Origin of the sequence: Pseudonocardia sp. ICBG1293 (assembly GCF_020131355.1) — a bacterium.
Taxonomy (GTDB): Bacteria; Actinomycetota; Actinomycetes; order Mycobacteriales; family Pseudonocardiaceae; genus Pseudonocardia.
On the sequence record NZ_JAHLEL010000006.1, the window covers coordinates 304,666 to 321,353 of the forward strand.

The window sequence follows — 16,688 nt, forward strand, 5'->3', positions numbered from 1 at the left end:
GAACCGTTCATGCGCGCCCGGTGGCGGTGACGTGCCGCACGTGCGGCAGGCTGGACGCCATGGCGATCAACTGGGGTTCGGTGTTGCGCAGGGCCGCCGACGTGGCGGTGCGGCTCCTGAAGGACTCGCAGAAGGACCCGGGTGCGGGTCCCCGGCGCGGGCACGGCGGACCGCGGCCGGGTCCGCCCCCGACGGCGGGGCGGGTGCGGACCGCACCGACCGGTGACCGCGCCCGCGAGGTCGCCTACGCGCCCGAGCCCGACGGCGCCGCGGACCCGGGCGAGATCGTCTGGACCTGGGTGCCCTACGAGGAGGACGCGAGCCAGGGCAAGGACCGGCCGCTGCTCGTGGTCGGTCGCTCGGGTGCCGAGCTGCTCGGGTTGATGCTGTCCAGCCAGGACAAGCGGGCCCACGACCCGGACTGGGTCGGGATCGGCTCCGGGGCCTGGGACCGCGAGGGCCGCGACTCCTACATCCGGCTCGACCGGGTGCTGGAGGTCGAGGAGCACGGCATCCGCCGCGAGGGCGCGGTGCTCGACCGGGCCCGGTTCGACCGGGTCGCGTCCGAGCTGCGGTCGCGCTACGGCTGGCGCTGACCCGGGGCAGCGGGGCCCGGTGCGCCGGAGCCGGTGCACGGACACCGGGTGCACGGAGACCCGGTGCACGGAGACCCGGTGCACGGACACCGGGTGCACGAAATCGGGTGCACGGAAATCGGGTGCGCCGCGCGCGGGCAGCGGGTACGGTCGCGACCATCATGAGGCACTGACGACACCACCGACCGCGGACGCGGCACACGCCCCTGCGGTCCTCCTCCGTCTCCACCGGAGCCGTCGTCATGTCCTCGACCGAACAGGTCCACGCCGTCACCGCCCGTGGTCTGGTCCGCTCCTTCCCCACCCGCGCCGGCCGTCCGCCGGTGCTCGACGGCGTCGACCTCGTCGCCGGACCGGGCACCCGGGTCGGGCTGATCGGGGAGAACGGATCGGGCAAGTCGACCCTGCTGCGGCTGCTCGCCGGAGCCGACACCCCCGACGGCGGGTCGCTGTCCGTGCCCGCGGACCGGGTGTACCTGCCGCAGGAGCCCGAGCTGGGGACCGGCGGCACCGTCGGCGACCTGCTCGACGCCGCGCTGCGTCCGCTGCACGACGCCGTGGCCGAGCTGGAGCGCCTCGCCGGGGACCTCGCCGACGGCCGCGGCGCCGCCGCCTACGACCGGGCCCTGGCCTGGGCGGTCGCCCACGACGCGTGGGACGCCGACCGTCGTGCCGAGGTCACCGCGGGCACCCTCGGCGTCGCCGACCTGGACCGCGACCGGCCGGTCGCGACCCTGTCCGGTGGGCAGCGCACCCGGCTGGCGATGGCCGCCGCCCTGGTCCGCCGCCCCGCGGTGCTGCTGCTGGACGAGCCCACCAACCACCTCGACGACGCCGCCCTGGAGCTGTTGGAACGCTCGCTCGTGGAGCTGCCCGGCGTCGTGGTCGCCTCGAGCCACGACCGCACGTTCCTCGACCGGGTCTGCACCGAGCTGCTCGACCTCGACGCGGGCGAGCTCGGTACCGACGGGCACGGCGGGCGCCGGTTCGGCGGCTCGTTCACCGCCTACCTCGAGGCCGCCGCGTCGAGCCGCCGTCGCTGGGAGGAGCGGTACGCCGCGGAACAGGAGGAGATCGCCGCCCTGCGGGACCGGAGCCGGGCCGGGCTGTCGACGATCGCCCCCGGGCGCGGCCCGCGCGACAACGACAAGTTCATCCACGCCTTCAAGGGGGCGGGTGTCGAGCGCACCCGGGCCCGTCGGGTGCACGACGCGCAGCGCCGGCTCGAGAACGCCGAGCGCGACGCGGTCCGCAGGCCGCCCCGGCCGCTGCGGTTCGCCGGGCGCCTCACCGGCGGGGCCCCGGCCGACGGGCTCGCCGTCAGCGTCCGCGACCTGCGCGTCGACGGCCGGCTGCGGCTCGACCTGCTCGACCTGCCCGTGGGGGAGAAGCTGCTGGTCACCGGACCGAACGGGTCGGGGAAGTCGACGCTGCTGGCGGTCCTGCACGGCGACCTCGCGCCGAGTTCGGGCACCGTGGACGTCCGTGCGCACCGGGTCGGCCTCCTGGCTCAGGACCCCGACGTCGGCCCGCCCGACCGCAGCGCCGCCACCGTCTACGCCGACGCCGTCGGGGTGGAGCGGGCGGAGACGGTCCCGCTGCGCGCACTGGGGCTGGTGCACCCGCGCGAGCACGGCACCGCGGTCGGCGAGCTCAGCCTCGGCCAGCGGCGACGGCTGGCCCTGGCCGTCGCCGTCGCCGACGCGCCGGACCTGCTGCTGCTCGACGAGCCGACCAACCACGTCTCGCTGCGGCTGGCCGCGGAGCTGGAGGACGCGCTGGGGTCCGCGCCGGGGACCGTCGTCGTCACGTCGCACGACCGGTGGCTGCGCCGGCGCTGGGACGGGCGACGGCTCGTCGTCGGCGGGGGCGCCGGGGAGCCCGCCTGCTGAGCGGGCCGGTCAGTTCGGGCTGTGCTCGTCGGGGAACGAACCCAGCGGGGCCGGCACCGCTCGCAGGTTCTCCAGCAGCCCGCGCTCGCGGGCGAGCAGCCGGCGGATCTCCCGCAGGCGCTGCACCGGGCTGGTCTGCTCGAGCAGGTGCTGACGGTCGTCGAGGGGCAGCAGGCAGTCCCCGGCGAGCAGGTGCGCGAGATCGGCGGTCGGGGTGTCGTCGGCGGGTTCGGACCAGTCGCCGGTCCGCCACGCGGTGTCGCAGTACCCGCGGTGCGCCGCGCGGGCGGAGTGCTCCAGCATCGCCACCAGCCGGGGGTCGGCGTCGTCGGGTGCGTCGTCGGGCAGGAACTCCACCTCGCCGCAGAGGTAGGAGTGCGAGCCGGCGTCCAGGTCGAGCAGCCGGAAGCGGCGGGCCCCGCGGGTGACGACGTCGTAGCGGCCGTCGGGGAGCCGGCGTGCGTCGATGAGCGTGGCGGTGCAGCCCACGGCGTGCATCCCAGCGGCGCCGGAGCGGTCCGGGGAGTGCCCCTCGCGCACCGCGACGACACCGAACTCCCGATCCGGCACGGCGCCGGTCAGCAGGTCGACGGTGAGCTGGCGGTAGCGGGGCTCGAAGATGTGGAGGGGAAGCGCCGCACCCGGCATCAGCACCGTCCCCAGCGGGAACAGCGGGAGCATGGCGGACACCGGCTCACGGTAGTACGCCGTCGCGGGCCCCGCCGGGTCGCGCGGGCGGACGGAGCACGGCGACCGCGTCGGTGACCCGCATCCCGCGGTCGGTGAACCGGAACACCGCGGCCGGGCGGCCGCCGGAGCGGCCCGACGGGACGACCTCCCCGGTGGGTTCGAGCAGGCCGCGGCGGGTGAGGACGCGCTGCAGGTTCGTCGCCGACACCTCGTGGCCGAGTGCGGCGACGTAGTGCTCGCGCAGCGTCGAGATGGTGAACTCCGCCGGGGCCAGTGCGAACCCGAGGTTGGTGTAGGAAAGCTTGGCGCGCAGCCGGTCCCGCGCCGCGGCGACGATCCCGGCGTGGTCGAACGCGGTCGGGGGCAGGTCCTCGACCTCGTGCCACGCGGTGTCCGCGGGCAGGGCCGGGTCGGCGTCGGAGGGGACCAGGCCGAGGAACGCGGTGGCGATCCGGCGCTCGCCGGACACGCGGTGCGGGTCGGAGAATACCGACAGCTGCTCGACGTGGGCGACCTCGCGCACGTCGACCTTCTCGGCGAGCTGACGGCGCACCGAGGCCTCGACGTCCTCGTCGGGGCCGAGGGTGCCGCCGGGCAGCGCCCAGCGTCCGGCGTCGGGGTCCAGGGCACGTTGCCAGAGCAGGGCGCCCGCCCGGCCCTCCCGGATCCTGAGCACGACGGCGAGGACCTCGTGCAGGGCGGGTGGGGGCGTCACGGGCCCAGCCTAGGGCCGTCCCGGCCCGGCACCGGGACGTGACGGTGGGGTGTCCGTCGGGTGAGGTCCCGGTCACGACGGAGGTGCCGGTGGCGCGCGTCCGGTGCTACGATCCGACCAGTTTCCGCCCGCTAGGCGAAAACCTGACGGCCCGGGAGGGCGCGATGACCGGAACGCTGACGGCACCCGGCGGCACGGGGACCGACCCCGGCTGGGCCGACGAGGTCCGTGCGCTGGCACGCGAGCGGGACGCGGTCCTGCTGGCGCACAACTACCAGCTGCCCGAGATCCAGGACGTCGCCGACCACGTGGGGGACTCGCTCGCGCTGTCCCGCATCGCGGCCGAGTCCCACGCGTCGACGATCGTGTTCTGCGGCGTGCACTTCATGGCCGAGACCGCCAAGATCCTCAGCCCGGACAAGACCGTGCTCATCCCGGACGCGCGGGCCGGCTGCTCGCTGGCCGACTCGATCACCGCGGACCAGCTCCGGGAGTGGAAGGCCGAGCACCCGGGCGCGGTCGTCGTCTCCTATGTCAACACCACCGCCGCGGTGAAGGCCGAGACCGACATCTGCTGCACCTCCTCCAACGCCGTCGCGGTCGTCGACTCGATCCCGCGCGACCGCGAGGTCCTGTTCCTGCCCGACCAGTTCCTCGGCGCGCACGTGCGGCGGACCCTGGAGCGGGAGAACATGCACGTCTGGGCAGGCGAGTGCCACGTGCACGCCGGCATCAACGGCCGCCAGCTCACCGAGCGGGCCGCCGCCCACCCCGGCGCCGACCTGTTCGTGCACCCCGAGTGCGGCTGCGCGACCTCCGCGCTCTACCTCGCGGGCACCGGCGCGGTGCCCGCCGAGCAGGTCAGGATCCTGTCCACCGGCGGCATGATCGACGCCGCCCGGGCCACCGGTGCGACGGAGGTGCTCGTCGCGACCGAGGTGGGGATGCTGCACCAGCTGCGCCTGGCCGCCCCGGAGATCGAGTTCCGCGCGGTCAACGAGCACGCCTCCTGCCCCTACATGAAGATGATCACTGCCGAGGCGCTGCTGCGGTCGGTCCGCGACGGCACCGACGAGGTGCACGTCGACCCCGGGCTCGCCGCCCGCGGCCGGGCCGCGGTGCAGCGCATGATCGAGATCGGGCAGCCGGGGGGCGGGGAGTGACCGGCTGGGAGGCCGGCGCCGACCTGGTCGTCGTCGGGTCCGGGGTGGCCGGTCTGACCGCCGCCCTGGACGCCGCCGCGGCGGGACTGCGGGTCGTCGTCGTCACCAAGGACGGCATCGGCGAGGGCTCCACCCGCTGGGCCCAGGGCGGGGTGGCCGTGGTGCTCGGCGACGTCGCCGGGGACTCGCTGGGCGCGCACGTCGCCGACACCCTGGCCGCCGGGGGCGGGCTGAACGACGCCGTCGCGGTCGACACCGTCGTGCGCGGCGGCCCCGGCGCGGTGCGGCGGCTGCGCGGGCGCGGCGCGCTGTTCGACCACGACGGGGACCGCCCGGCGCGGACCCGCGAGGGCGGGCACTCCGCGTTCCGGGTGGTGCACGCGGGCGGCGACGCCACCGGTGCCGAGATCGAGCGCGCTCTGGTCGCGGCCACCCGGGACGCGGGCGTCACCGTGCTCGACGGGCACGTCGCGGTGGAGGCGCTGCGCGAGGTCACCGGCCGGGTCGTCGGGCTCGCGGTGCTGGCCGGGGACGACGCGGGCGTGCTCCGGGCGCCCGCGGTGCTGCTGGCCACCGGCGGCTACGGGCAGCTCTACTCCTCGACGACCAACCCGGGGACCTCCACCGGCGACGGCGTCGCGATCGCGCTGCGCGCCGGGGCGACCGCGGCGGATCTGGAGTTCGTGCAGTTCCACCCCACCGTGCTGTGGACCGGCCCCGCGGTCGGGCGCCGCCCGCTGGTCACCGAGGCCGTCCGCGGAGAGGGTGCGGTCCTGCTCGACCGCACCGGGCACGCGTTCATGGCCGGGGTGCACCCGCTGGCCGACCTGGCCCCGCGTGACGTCGTCGCCGCGGCGATCACCCGGCACACCGCCGAGACCGGCAGCGACTGCGCCTGGCTCGACGCGACGGCGCTGCCGGGGTTCGCCACCCGGTTCCCGACCGTGTTCGCCTCCTGCCGGGAGGCGGGCATCGACCCGCGGACCGACCCCATCCCGGTGAACCCGGCGGCGCACTACGCCTGCGGCGGGGTCGTCACCGACACCTGGGGCCGCACCGGTGTCCCCGGGCTGTATGCGGCGGGCGAGGTCGCCCGCACCGGTCTGCACGGGGCGAACCGGCTCGCGTCGAACTCGCTCCTGGAGGGCCTGGTCGTGGGGGAGCGGGTGGTGCGCGCGGTCTGCGAGGACCGGGCCGCCGCCGGTCCGGCACTGCTCACGGCGCCGGTCGAGCCCGCGCCCGCGCTGCCGGTGGCCGACCGCGCGACCCTGCAGCGCGCGATGTCGCGGCACGCCGCCATCGGACGCGACGCCGCCGGGCTGGCCGCCGCCTCCGACGCGGTCGAGGCCGCCACCACGGTCGGCGTCCCGGTGGGACGGGCGGGGGTGGAGGACGCGGCCCTGACCCTGCTCGCGCAGGCCGTGCTGGCCGCGGCCGGTACCCGGCGGGAGTCGCGCGGCTGTCACGTGCGCACCGACTTCCCCGACCGCGACGACGCCCACCAGGCGGTGTCGCTGCGGGTGCGGCTCGACGCGGCGGGCCGCCCCGTGGTGGTCACCGACGCGCTGGCGGGTGCGGCATGACCCGCGTCGCCGCCGGGGTCGGCGGGACGACCGGGATCGGGGTCCCCGATCCGGAGGACCTGCTGCGCGTGGTGCGCACGGCGCTGGCCGAGGACCTGCGCTACGGCCCGGACGCGACGTCGGCGGCCACCGTGCCCGCCGACGCGGTCGCCCTCGCCTCGTTCACCCCCCGGGCCGACGGCGTGCTGGCCGGCGCCCCGGCCGCCCGCGCCGTGCTCGACGAGGTGCTCGGGGAGGGCGGGTACGAGGTGCTCGCGCAGGCCGCCGACGGGGACCGCCTCACCGCGGGCACCCCGGCGCTCACGGTGCGGGCCCCGGTGCGCGGGCTGCTCACCGCCGAGCGCACCGCACTGAACCTGCTCACCCACCTGTCCGGGATCGCGACCGCGACCCGGGCCTGGGTGGACGCCGTCGCCGGGACCGGTGCGTCGATCCGCGACACCCGCAAGACGCTGCCCGGGCTGCGGCTGCTGGAGAAGTACGCCGTCCGCTGCGGCGGCGGGGTCAACCACCGGCTCGGCCTCGGCGACGCCGTGCTGATCAAGGACAACCACGTCGCGGCCGCCGGGTCGGTGTCCGCGGCCCTCGCGGCGGCCCGGGCGGCGGCCCCCGATCTGCCGTGCGAGGTGGAGGTCGACGCACTCGACCAGCTCGACGAGGTGCTCGCCCTCGACGCCGAGCTGGTGCTGCTCGACAACTTCACCGTCGCGCAGACCGCCGAGGCGGTCCGGCGGCGCGGGGAGCGGGTGACACTGCTGGAGTCCTCGGGCGGACTGTCGCTGGGCGCGGCCCGGGACTACGCGGCGACCGGGGTGGACTTCCTGGCCGTCGGCGGGCTGACGCACTCGGTCACGGCCCTGGACCTGGGGCTGGACCTGCACCCGGCAGGGCGCTGACCCCGGGGCCCGGCGACGCCGCCGTCCGCCGGTCACGGGTCGGCCAGCAGCTCCGGCTGCACCGGCGCGGGGAAGCGGGTGGCGAACCTGACCTCGCCCAGCAGTGCCCGGTGGCGCTCGGCGGCGTCGTCGACGGCCCGGCGGGCGGCCCGGTCGACCCGGGTGAACAGCCGCGTCGCGATCGTGCCGTCCCGCCGCTGCACCCAGGTCCCGGCGACGGCGCCGTCCACCCAGATCGCCGGCCCGCCGTTGCCGTTGCGGTCGAACAGCAGCGGCGCGTGTTCCGGGTCGAGGTACCAGCCGCGGGCCTTCCAGCCCATCGTCGCCGGGTCCAGGCTCGGCAGCAGGGCCACCGACGGTCCGGGGTCGTCGACCGGGCCGAGGTCGTCGGGCAGCAGGTGTCCGGTCCCGCCACCGTCCAGACCCACCTCGACGGCGCCGACGTCGGCCAGCGCGGTGCGGGTGGTGGCCACGGTCCACCCGGCCCACCACCGCAGGTCGTCCCGGGTGACCGGGCCGACCGCCCGCAGGTGGGCGCGGGCGAGCCCCGCCGCGGCGGCACGGCGCACGTCACCGTCCGCGGTGGCGACGGTGCCGATGCCGCCGGGCACCCACGAGTCGGCGGCGGCCCACCGGTACTGCCCGTTGATCCACGTGCCGAGCGGCTCGGCCCGCAGCACCCGTCCCTCGAAACCCAGCACCAGCAGCACCCGGGTGTGCGCGGGCTGCGGCCCGCCGCCGGGGAGCACGAGCCGCTGCGCGGCGAGCCCGGGCAGCGCGGCGCCGACCTCGCGGGCCGGTGTCGGGCCGCGCCCGGCCAGCAGGGCCAGCACCGCGTCGGTGGCGTCGCCGTACCAGCCCTCCGGGTCGTCGACGCCCGCGGCCGCGGCCTGACGCAGCAGGTCACGGCGCTGCACCGCGGCGACGTCGACTGTCGCCGCGTGGTGGGCGAGCGCGGCGTGGGCGTGGCCGAACACCCACAACGTGCGGCGCATCGCGTGGTGGCGCAGCAGCGTCCGGTCCTCGTACAGCGCCGTCGCGACCGGCGCGAGCGACGGCGTCGCCATCCGGGCCGCCGCCGACAGGTACACCGTGACCGGGTCGGTGGAGTGCAGCGCGACCAGGTCGTCGGCGATCGTCACGACGTCGTCGGTGCGGGTGTGCGGGGCCAGGCGGTGGCGCGTGACCAGCCGGGCCCGGCGCTCGGCGTCGGTGACGTGGCGGTGCGGGTGGGTGCTCACGGCGCGCAGACTGCCACGCGCCCCCGACGACGAGCCGCGGCTCACCCTGCCGGGCCGGGAGACCGTCGGACCGCCGCCGTACCCTGGGGGCCATGCTCCGCCGCCTCGACCTGCGAGCCGAACCGCTGCCCCCTCCGGCCACCCTGCGCGCCGTGATGCCGCGCGCCGAGCTGGACATCGACGCCGCCCTGGAGCGCGCCCGCCCGCTGGTGGAGGACGTGCGCGACCGCGGCGCCGCCGCCGCGCTGGACGCGACCGAGCGCTTCGACCGGGTCCGCCCGGAGACCGTGCGGGTGCCGGCCCCGGCGATCGCCGCCGCGCTGCGCGACCTCGACCCGGACGTGCGCGCGGCGCTGGAGACCTCGATCGAGCGGGCCCGGATCGTGCACGCCGAGCAGCGCCGGCCCGACGTCGTCACCCAGGTCGTCCCCGGCGGCACGGTCACCGAGCGGTTCGTCCCGGTCCGCCGGGTCGGGCTCTACGCCCCGGGCGGGCTCGCGGTCTACCCGTCGAGCGTGGTCATGAACGTGGTCCCGGCGCAGGCGGCGGGCGTGGAGTCCCTCGTGGTCGCCTCCCCGGCCCAGGTGGAGTTCGGCGGGCGCCCGCACCCGACGATCCTCGCCGCGGCCGCGCTGCTCGGCGTCGACGAGGTGTGGGCGGTCGGCGGGGCGCAGTGCGTCGCCCTGCTCGCCTACGGCGGCACCGACACCGACGGTGCCGAGCTGGAGCCGGTCGACATGGTCACCGGCCCGGGCAACGTCTACGTCACCGCGGCCAAGCGGATGCTGCGCGGCCTGGTCGGGATCGACGCGGAGGCCGGCACCACCGAGATCGCGATCCTGGCCGACGACACCGCCGACCCCGCGCACGTCGCCGCCGACCTCATCTCCCAGGCCGAGCACGACCCGAACGCCGCGTCGGTGCTGGTCACGACGTCCGAGGCGCTGGTGGAGCGGGTCGAGGCCGAGCTGGAGACCCGGGTCGGCGCGACCAAGCACACCGAGCGGGTGCGCACCGCGCTGACCGGGCCGCAGTCCGGGGCCATCCTGGTGTCCTCCACCGCCGACGGTGTCGCGGTCGTCGACGCCTACGCCGCCGAGCACCTGGAGATCCAGACCGCCGACTCCGCGGGCGACGCGGCGAGGGTCCGCAACGCCGGCGCGATCTTCGTCGGTGCCTGGTCGCCGGTGTCGCTGGGCGACTACTGCGCCGGGTCGAACCACGTGCTGCCGACCGGGGGCTGCGCGCGGCACTCCGGCGGGCTGTCGACGGCGACCTTCCTGCGCGGTATCCACGTCGTCGACTACGGCCGCGCGGCGCTGGCCGAGGTCGCCGACCGGGTCGTGACCCTGGCGAACGCCGAGGACCTGCCGGCGCACGGTGAGGCCGTGACCGCGCGGTTCGGTACCGATTCTGGCTCCGCCGGGGCTCCGCTCGACGGGGCCGGGGCGTGACCGCCGGTTCGCCGGTCCGGCTCTCGGACCTGCCGCTGCGCGAGGACCTGCGCGGGAAGAGCCCGTACGGGGCGCCGCAGCTCGACGTCGCGGTGCGGCTCAACACCAACGAGAACCCCTACCCGCCGCCGCCGGAGCTGGTCGCCGACGTCGCCGCGTCGGTGGAGCGGGCGGCCCACGAGCTGCACCGCTACCCCGACCGGGACCTCGTCGCGCTGCGCGGCGACCTGGCCGCCTACCTGTCCCGGCAGACCGGGGTGGAGCTGGGCACGGCGAACCTGTGGGCCGCGAACGGGTCCAACGAGATCCTCCAGCAGATCCTGCAGACCTTCGGCGGGCCCGGGCGGACGGCGCTGGGCTTCGTCCCCAGCTACTCGATGCACCCGATCCTCGCCTCGGGCACGCAGACCGAGTTCGTCCCGGTCCCGCGCCGCGAGGACTTCACCCTCGATGTCGACGCGGCCGTCGCCGTCCTGGGGGAGCGGGCCCCGGACGTCACGTTCGTGACCAGCCCGAACAACCCCACCGGGCAGTCGATCGCCCCGGAGGACCTGGCCCGGCTGGTTGACGCCGCACCGGGCATGGTGGTCGTCGACGAGGCCTACGCCGAGTTCGCCGAGGCCACCGGCCGCCCGAGCGCCACCACCCTGCTGGGGACGCACGGGCACAAGCTCGTGGTGTCCCGCACGATGAGCAAGGCCTTCGCCTTCGCCGGCGGACGGCTGGGCTACCTCGCCGCCGACCCCGCGGTGATCGACGCGCTGCAGCTGGTGCGGCTGCCGTACCACCTGTCGGTGCTGTCGCAGGCCGCCGCGCGGGCCGCGCTGCGCCACGCCGAGGCCACCCTCGGTTCGGTGGCGCTGCTCGCCGCCGAGCGGGACCGGATCTCGGGCGAGCTGGCCGCCGCGGGGCACGACGTGGTGCCCTCGGACGCCAACTTCATCCTCTTCGGGCGCTTCGCCGACGCCGGCCGCGCCTGGAAGGGCTTCCTCGACCGGGGCGTGCTGATCCGCGACGTCGGCATCCCCGAGCGGCTGCGGGTCACCGTGGGTACCCCCGAGGAGAACGACGCTTTCCTCGCCGCCGCCACCGACCTCGCCACCCAGGAGCTGCTGTGACCCACCGCGTGGGACGCGTCGAACGCGTCACCAAGGAGACCCGCATCGTCGTCGAGATCGACCTCGACGGGACCGGGCGCACCGACATCGCCACGAAGGTCCCGTTCTTCGACCACATGCTCGACGCGTTCGGCAAGCACGGCAGCTTCGACCTGTCGGTGCACGCCGAGGGCGACATCGAGATCGACTCCCACCACACGGTGGAGGACGTCGCGATCGTCCTGGGTCAGGCGATCCGCCAGGCGCTGGGGGACAAGAAGGGGATCCGCCGGTTCGGCGACGCCTGGATCCCGATGGACGAGGCGCTGGCCCAGGCCGTGGTCGACGTCTCCGGGCGGCCCTACACCGTGTGCACCGGCGAGCCGGAGATGATGCGCGGCTTCGTCGTCGGCGGGCACTACCCGACCGTGCTCAACAAGCACGTGTTCGAGTCGCTGGCCTTCCACGGCCACCTCGCGCTGCACGTGCGGGTGCTCGACGGCCGGGACCCGCACCACATCACCGAGGCCGAGTTCAAGGCCGTGGCCCGCGCGCTGCGGGCCGCGACCGAGGCCGACCCGCGGGTGACCGGGGTGCCGTCCACCAAGGGCGCCCTCTAGGGAATGTTGAGCCCTCAACCTTCGTTGGAGGGGGCATGACGAAGATCGGGTTCCTGTCCTTCGGGCACCACGGGGAGGTCCCCGGGTCCCGGACGCCCACCGCGGCCGATGCGCTGCGCCAGACCGTGGAGCTGGCCCGTGCCGCGGAGGACATCGGGATCGACGGTGCCTTCGTGCGGGTGCACCACTTCGAGCGGCAGCTCGCCGCGCCGTTCCCGCTGCTCGCGGCGATCGCGGCGACGACCAGCCGGATCGAGATGGGCACCGGCGTGATCGACATGCGCTACGAGAACCCGCTCTACATGGCGGAGGAGGCGGCGGCGACCGACCTGCTCGCCGGCGGGCGGCTGCAGCTCGGGGTGAGCCGGGGGTCGCCCGAGATCGCGCTGAACGGCGCGGAGGCGTTCGGGTACCGGCCCGCCGACGGGCAGACCCACGCCGACGCGGCCCGGGCCAAGGCGGAGGTGTTCCTGGCCGCGATCCGCGGTGCCGGGGTGGCGCCCGCCGATCCGTCCCGTACCCGCGGACGGCACGTCGCGCTGCCGGTGCAGCCGCAGTCCCCGGGCCTGGCCGAGCGCATCTGGTGGGGTGCCGGTACGCGCGCCACCGCCGAGTGGGCCGCGACCCAGGGCATGAACCTGCAGAGCTCGACGCTGCTCACCGAGGACACCGGGGAGTCCTTCGACCGGCTGCAGGCCGAGCAGATCCTGCGCTACCGCGAGGCCTGGGCCGCGGCCGGGCACGACCGCACCCCGCTGGTGTCGGTGTCGCGCAGTGTCATGCCGGTGACCACGGACCTCGACCGCCGCTACTTCGGCGAGCGCGGCGAGGGCGACCAGGTCGGGATCCTCGACGGCACGCGTTCCCGGTTCGGCCGCAGCTACGTCGGCGACCCGGACCGGCTGGCCGAGGAGCTGGCCCAGGACGCCGCGGTGCGCGAGGCGGACTACGTGCTGTTCACCGTGCCCAACCAGCTCGGAGTGGAGTACAACGCGCACCTGCTCCGCTCGATCGCCGAGCGGGTCGCCCCGGCGATCGGCTGGGCGCCGGCCGGTCACCAGGTCGCGGCGGCGGTCCCCAGCAGCTGAGGCGGGCCGGGCAGCGGCGCGGGCCGGCCGTCGAACTCCAGCGGGAGCACGGGTTCGACGAGCCGGCCCATCGGCCCGTCGACGGCGTGCCGCCCGATGGTGGCCGCCCCGGGCCGGGGCAGGTCCGCCACCTCCGACGCGGCGAACATCCCGAGCTCCCGCACCCAGGTGCAGACCCCGGCGAGGGTGACCCGCACCCGCCACGAGCCGCCCTCGACGGCTCGCCGGCGCAGCGCCGCGAGCACTCCGGCGGCTCCCAGCCAGGCGGCTAGGTAGTCGTTGAGCAGGTGGGTCGGGGGCAACGACGGCGTGCCGTCCCGGCCCTCCTCGATCGCGAAGCCGGTCGCGGAGCAGGCCAGCTGGTCGAACCCGCCGCGCGCGGCCCACGGCCCGTCGGTGCCCCAGCAGTGCAGGTCCAGCGCGACGATCCCGGGCCGGAGCGCCGCCAGCTCCGCGGGCCCGAAGCCCCGGGCGGCGGTGCCCCGGTAGGCGTTGACGAACATGTCCGCCCCACCCACCAGCTCGCGCAGCGTCGCCGCCTGCGCCGGGTCCCGCAGGTCCAGCCAGGTGTTGCGTTTCCCGCCGCCGGTCAGCGCGACCATCGCGAGCGGGTCGGGCAGGTCCGGACGCGACACGTGCAGGACGTCCGCGCCGAACGTGTCGAGCAGCTTCGCCGCGACCGGCCCGGCGATGACGTGGGTGTCGTCGAGCACGCGTGGCCGGTCCGGGACCGGCGTGGGTGCGGCGTCGCCGATCCGCTCGATCTCCACGACCGGGCGGCCGGCGAGGTGCCTCCCGGCGGGGTGGGCCGCCCACTGTCCGCCGGTCCGGACGGCCGCGGCCACCCCGCCGGCGGCGCAGACGGCGTCCTCCAGCGCGACCGCCCGCCACCGGGAGGCCTCCTCGGCGATGCGCTCGCGCAGCGGCGGGCAGTCCAGTACCCGGCAGACCGCGTCGCGCTGGTGCGGGTAGGTGGTGATCAGGAAGATCCAGCCGTCGGCGGTACGGACGAAGCCGTTGTTGGCCAGCGCCGTCGGGTCCTCGGCCACGGACTGCACGTCCACGCCCCCGAGTGTGGTCAGGAACGGTGCCCGCAGCGTGTCGATCGCGTCGGACGCCCGGACGGTCACCGAGCGGGGCGCGCCGCCGGCGTCCTCGGCGAGGCCGCAGACCTGGATGCCGAACGCCCCGATCGCGGCGGACATGGCGTCGGCGAGCCGGTGCACCGACGGCGTGAGCGGGTCGGCCCCGCTGACCCGCAGCGTCGAGCGCACCGGGGGAGCGTCCGGCACGAGCGTCGCCGCCAGCTCGGTCGCGGAGGGGAATCGTGCGGACGGGGTCGTCGCGGTCATGGTCCCAGGCTGCGACGCGCGCGCGACGCGCACCAGTTCCTCCGTATATCCGTAGGGTGGACGGGTGTCCGAGCCCGTCGCCTCCGCCCGTGCCGTGGGGCGGGTGGACCGCATCCTGGAGGTCGTCGCGACCGCGGGCACACCCCCGTCGGTGACCACGATCGCGCGGCTGCTCGACCTGCCGCTCAGCTCCACCGCGGACCTGCTCCGCGAGCTGCGGGCCACCGGCTGGGTGCGGCTGCGTGGGCGCGGCCACGTCCTGGGGCACCGGCCGTACGTACTCGGGCTGCTCGCCGGGACCGACCCCCCCGGCCTCGCTCACGCACGCCGAGCTCGACGCGCTCAGCCGGGCCGCCCGGGCGCCCGTCGCGCTCGCGGTGCTGGTCGGCGGGGAGGTCCGCTATGTCGACCACGCCGGCCCCCGTGCCCCCGACCGGCTGCAACGGGTCACCGACGACCACCGGCCCCGGCCTCCGCTGCGCACCGCGGCGGGACGGCTGCTGCTCGCGCTGGGCGACCCGCAGGAGTCCGACCGGGCGCTGGCCGGGGTCGACGACCCGCCCGCCGTCGCGGCCTACCTCGCCGAGCGTCCGGAGATCCTCCGCACCCGGCTGGCCCGCAGCGACGGGCTGGCCGACCCGGTGATCCGCGCCGTCGCCGTCCCGGTGCAGGAGGCCGGGGAGACGGTCGCGGCGGCGGTGGTCACCGGGACGCGGCGGGGACGGGCCGATCGCAGCGTCACCCTGGACCGGGCCGCGGCCCGGCTGGTCGCCGCCCTCGCGGCCCGGGGGCGCGGTCGCCCCGGGGTCGCACCGCGGCCGGGCCCACCGTCGTGAGCGTCCGCTGCGGGCGCGGCGGGCACTGCGGCGGGGTCATGACCCGTGCCGGGTACCGCCGGACCCCGGGCAGGGAGCGCCCCGGTCCGGTGGATCGGGGCCGCCGAGGGCCTCGACCAGCATGAGGGTGCAGTCGGTGAAGCGGTCCCGGTCCTCGGGTGGCAGGACGCCGAGCACGGCGTCGAAGGAGTCGGCCAGCTCGCGGTAGAAGGCTCCGGCCGTCGCCGCGCCGTGGGGGGTCAGGCGGACCCGGGTCGAGCGACGGTTCTCCGGCACGACCTCGCGCACCACGAGGCCGCGGGACTCGGCGCGACCGACGAGCCCGGTCAGCGTCGCCTTCTCGATGCCCAGCTCCCGGGACAGCTCGGCCATGGGCCGGGGACCGGAGTCGATCAGTCCGAGCAGGCGGCCCTGCATCGCGGTCAGCCCGTGCCGTTCGGCGACGGTCACCACGCGGGCGCGGACCAGCACCGACAGCTTTCCGAGGGGATGCAGCGACGCGGTGTGCAGCGGATCCCCGTGTCCGGGCGGAGCGGAGGCGGGGGTCGGGTGGTCGGGCACCCGGGAACGGTACCGCGCGCGTACAGTTCGTGTAGCGTACTGTTCGACATGCGAACGATTCGGTGAGGAGACGACCCATGGGTGCGACCTACGTCCTGGTGCACGGCGCGTGGCACAGCGGACAGGTGTGGGACCGGGTGCGGCCGCTGCTGGAGGCCGCGGGCTGTCGCACCGTGGCACCCACGCTCACCGGTTACGGGCGGACCGCCCCTCTGATGGGCCCCGACGTCGGCCTCGACACCCACGTCGACGACGTGGTCGCCGCGATCGAGGACGCCGACCTCCACGACGTGGTCCTGGTCGGGCACAGCTATGCCGGGATGGTGGTGACCTCGGTCCTCGACCGGGTCCCCGCCCGCATCGCCGCGCTCGTCTACCTCGACGCGATGGTCCCCGAGGACGGAGAGACCGCGGTCGACGTCATGCCGGTCTGCCAGGTGTTCCTCGACCACGCCGCGGCCACGGACAGCCCGTGGCGGATCCCCGCCCCACCGCGGACCGACGGCGGGCTGTTCGGCGTCACCGACCCCGACGACATCGCCTGGCTGGAGCCGATGATCTCCGCCGGCTCCGGCCTGTGTCTCCGTCAGCCCGCCCGGCTCCGCGACCCGGAGGCCGCACGGGTGCCGCGCACCCACATCCACTGTGTCGGTGGTGCGGAGGCGGGCCCGCCGCGCCGGGCCGTCCCCCCGGTCCAGCCCGACGGGACCCCCGCCGACATCCGAAAGCTCGACACCGGGCACGACGCGATGGTCACCGTCCCCGCCGAGCTGGCCGCCCTGCTGCTGGACGTGCGCCGTCGTACGGCCACGGGTGGCACGGCCGGGGCGCCGGAGGGACGCGGGTCAGTCCGCTGAGCGGAGCCGGGCGAGCACGGCCAGCACCCGTCGGTGCCCGGGGGAGT

General features: G+C 76.3%; 16 protein-coding genes. 11 read left to right on the forward strand and 5 right to left on the reverse strand.

What is annotated here, in order from left to right:
* Positions 1-59: 59 nt before the first annotated feature.
* Positions 60-596 (forward strand): type II toxin-antitoxin system PemK/MazF family toxin, encoded by a 537-nt coding sequence (locus KPF47_RS02025; RefSeq protein ID WP_224386477.1) that lies wholly within the window; start codon positions 60-62, stop codon positions 594-596.
* A gap of 242 nt (positions 597-838) precedes the next feature.
* Positions 839-2,488: an ABC-F family ATP-binding cassette domain-containing protein gene (locus KPF47_RS02030; protein ID WP_224386478.1), complete on the forward strand. Its 1,650-nt coding sequence runs from the start codon at positions 839-841 to the stop codon at positions 2,486-2,488.
* A 9-nt stretch (positions 2,489-2,497) separates the two neighbouring features.
* Here KPF47_RS02030 and KPF47_RS02035 read toward each other — a convergent pair whose 3' ends face one another.
* Positions 2,498-3,169: an LON peptidase substrate-binding domain-containing protein gene (locus KPF47_RS02035; protein ID WP_224386801.1), complete on the reverse strand. Its 672-nt coding sequence runs from the start codon at positions 3,167-3,169 to the stop codon at positions 2,498-2,500.
* Positions 3,170-3,182: 13 nt separating this feature from the next.
* Entirely contained in the window at positions 3,183-3,893 is a 711-nt protein-coding gene (locus tag KPF47_RS02040; RefSeq protein WP_308015295.1) for an NUDIX domain-containing protein, read from the reverse strand.
* A gap of 164 nt (positions 3,894-4,057) precedes the next feature.
* Here KPF47_RS02040 and nadA point away from each other — a divergent pair, with 164 nt between their 5' ends.
* The 3 genes from nadA to nadC are packed head-to-tail and all read left to right on the forward strand — an operon-like array spanning position 4,058 to position 7,535.
* Complete coding sequence (gene nadA / locus KPF47_RS02045) at positions 4,058-5,056, forward strand: quinolinate synthase NadA (protein ID WP_224386479.1); 999 nt, start codon at positions 4,058-4,060, stop codon at positions 5,054-5,056.
* Positions 5,053-6,639, forward strand: a complete 1,587-nt coding sequence (locus KPF47_RS02050) for an L-aspartate oxidase (protein ID WP_224386480.1) — start codon at positions 5,053-5,055, stop codon at positions 6,637-6,639. Before nadA ends, KPF47_RS02050 begins: the two co-directional genes overlap by 4 nt.
* The gene (nadC, locus tag KPF47_RS02055) at positions 6,636-7,535 is read left to right on the forward strand and encodes a carboxylating nicotinate-nucleotide diphosphorylase (protein ID WP_224386481.1); all 900 of its coding nucleotides are present in this window, start codon (positions 6,636-6,638) and stop codon (positions 7,533-7,535) included. Before KPF47_RS02050 ends, nadC begins: the two co-directional genes overlap by 4 nt.
* 32 nt (positions 7,536-7,567) lie before the next feature.
* Here nadC and KPF47_RS02060 read toward each other — a convergent pair whose 3' ends face one another.
* Positions 7,568-8,776 carry a winged helix DNA-binding domain-containing protein gene (locus KPF47_RS02060; RefSeq protein WP_224386482.1) on the reverse strand — a complete coding sequence of 403 codons (1,209 nt, stop codon included), beginning with the start codon at positions 8,774-8,776 and terminating at the stop codon, positions 7,568-7,570.
* Positions 8,777-8,868: 92 nt separating this feature from the next.
* Between KPF47_RS02060 and hisD the strand changes: the two genes are divergently transcribed.
* The 4 genes from hisD to KPF47_RS02080 are packed head-to-tail and all read left to right on the forward strand — an operon-like array spanning position 8,869 to position 13,035.
* Positions 8,869-10,230, forward strand: coding sequence for a histidinol dehydrogenase (hisD, locus tag KPF47_RS02065; RefSeq protein ID WP_224386483.1), 1,362 nt, complete (start codon positions 8,869-8,871; stop codon positions 10,228-10,230).
* Positions 10,227-11,348: a histidinol-phosphate transaminase gene (locus KPF47_RS02070; RefSeq protein ID WP_224386484.1), complete on the forward strand. Its 1,122-nt coding sequence runs from the start codon at positions 10,227-10,229 to the stop codon at positions 11,346-11,348. Before hisD ends, KPF47_RS02070 begins: the two co-directional genes overlap by 4 nt.
* Positions 11,345-11,947, forward strand: a complete 603-nt coding sequence (hisB, locus tag KPF47_RS02075; RefSeq protein ID WP_224386485.1) for an imidazoleglycerol-phosphate dehydratase HisB — start codon at positions 11,345-11,347, stop codon at positions 11,945-11,947. The genes KPF47_RS02070 and hisB overlap by 4 nt, the downstream gene beginning before the upstream one ends.
* Before the next feature lie 35 nt (positions 11,948-11,982).
* Positions 11,983-13,035: an LLM class flavin-dependent oxidoreductase gene (locus KPF47_RS02080; RefSeq protein WP_224386486.1), complete on the forward strand. Its 1,053-nt coding sequence runs from the start codon at positions 11,983-11,985 to the stop codon at positions 13,033-13,035.
* Here KPF47_RS02080 and KPF47_RS02085 read toward each other — a convergent pair.
* Entirely contained in the window at positions 13,002-14,387 is a 1,386-nt protein-coding gene (locus KPF47_RS02085; protein ID WP_224386487.1) for a CoA transferase, read from the reverse strand. The two genes, KPF47_RS02080 and KPF47_RS02085, sit on opposite strands and share 34 nt — an antisense overlap.
* A 242-nt stretch (positions 14,388-14,629) precedes the next feature.
* On the opposite strand from KPF47_RS02085, the gene KPF47_RS02095 reads away from it, so the two are divergent.
* Positions 14,630-15,223, forward strand: a complete 594-nt coding sequence (locus KPF47_RS02095) for a hypothetical protein (protein WP_224386488.1) — start codon at positions 14,630-14,632, stop codon at positions 15,221-15,223.
* Between the two features lie 36 nt (positions 15,224-15,259).
* On the opposite strand, the gene KPF47_RS02100 is transcribed toward KPF47_RS02095, so the two are convergent.
* Positions 15,260-15,784, reverse strand: a complete 525-nt coding sequence (locus KPF47_RS02100; protein WP_224386489.1) for a MarR family winged helix-turn-helix transcriptional regulator — start codon at positions 15,782-15,784, stop codon at positions 15,260-15,262.
* 77 nt (positions 15,785-15,861) lie between these two features.
* Here KPF47_RS02100 and KPF47_RS02105 point away from each other — a divergent pair, with 77 nt between their 5' ends.
* Positions 15,862-16,641, forward strand: coding sequence for an alpha/beta hydrolase (locus tag KPF47_RS02105; protein WP_224386490.1), 780 nt, complete (start codon positions 15,862-15,864; stop codon positions 16,639-16,641).
* Positions 16,642-16,688 lie beyond the last annotated feature (47 nt).

Coding starts and splice junctions, on each gene's coding strand:
- KPF47_RS02085 (WP_224386487.1), bottom strand. CDS start 14,387: ATGACCGCGACGACCCCGTCCGCACGATTCCCCTCCGCGACCGAGCTG.
- KPF47_RS02025 (WP_224386477.1), top strand. CDS start 60: ATGGCGATCAACTGGGGTTCGGTGTTGCGCAGGGCCGCCGACGTGGCG.
- KPF47_RS02105 (WP_224386490.1), top strand. CDS start 15,862: ATGGGTGCGACCTACGTCCTGGTGCACGGCGCGTGGCACAGCGGACAG.
- nadA (WP_224386479.1), top strand. CDS start 4,058: ATGACCGGAACGCTGACGGCACCCGGCGGCACGGGGACCGACCCCGGC.
- hisD (WP_224386483.1), top strand. CDS start 8,869: ATGCTCCGCCGCCTCGACCTGCGAGCCGAACCGCTGCCCCCTCCGGCC.
- KPF47_RS02035 (WP_224386801.1), bottom strand. CDS start 3,169: ATGCTCCCGCTGTTCCCGCTGGGGACGGTGCTGATGCCGGGTGCGGCG.
- nadC (WP_224386481.1), top strand. CDS start 6,636: ATGACCCGCGTCGCCGCCGGGGTCGGCGGGACGACCGGGATCGGGGTC.
- KPF47_RS02080 (WP_224386486.1), top strand. CDS start 11,983: ATGACGAAGATCGGGTTCCTGTCCTTCGGGCACCACGGGGAGGTCCCC.
- KPF47_RS02030 (WP_224386478.1), top strand. CDS start 839: ATGTCCTCGACCGAACAGGTCCACGCCGTCACCGCCCGTGGTCTGGTC.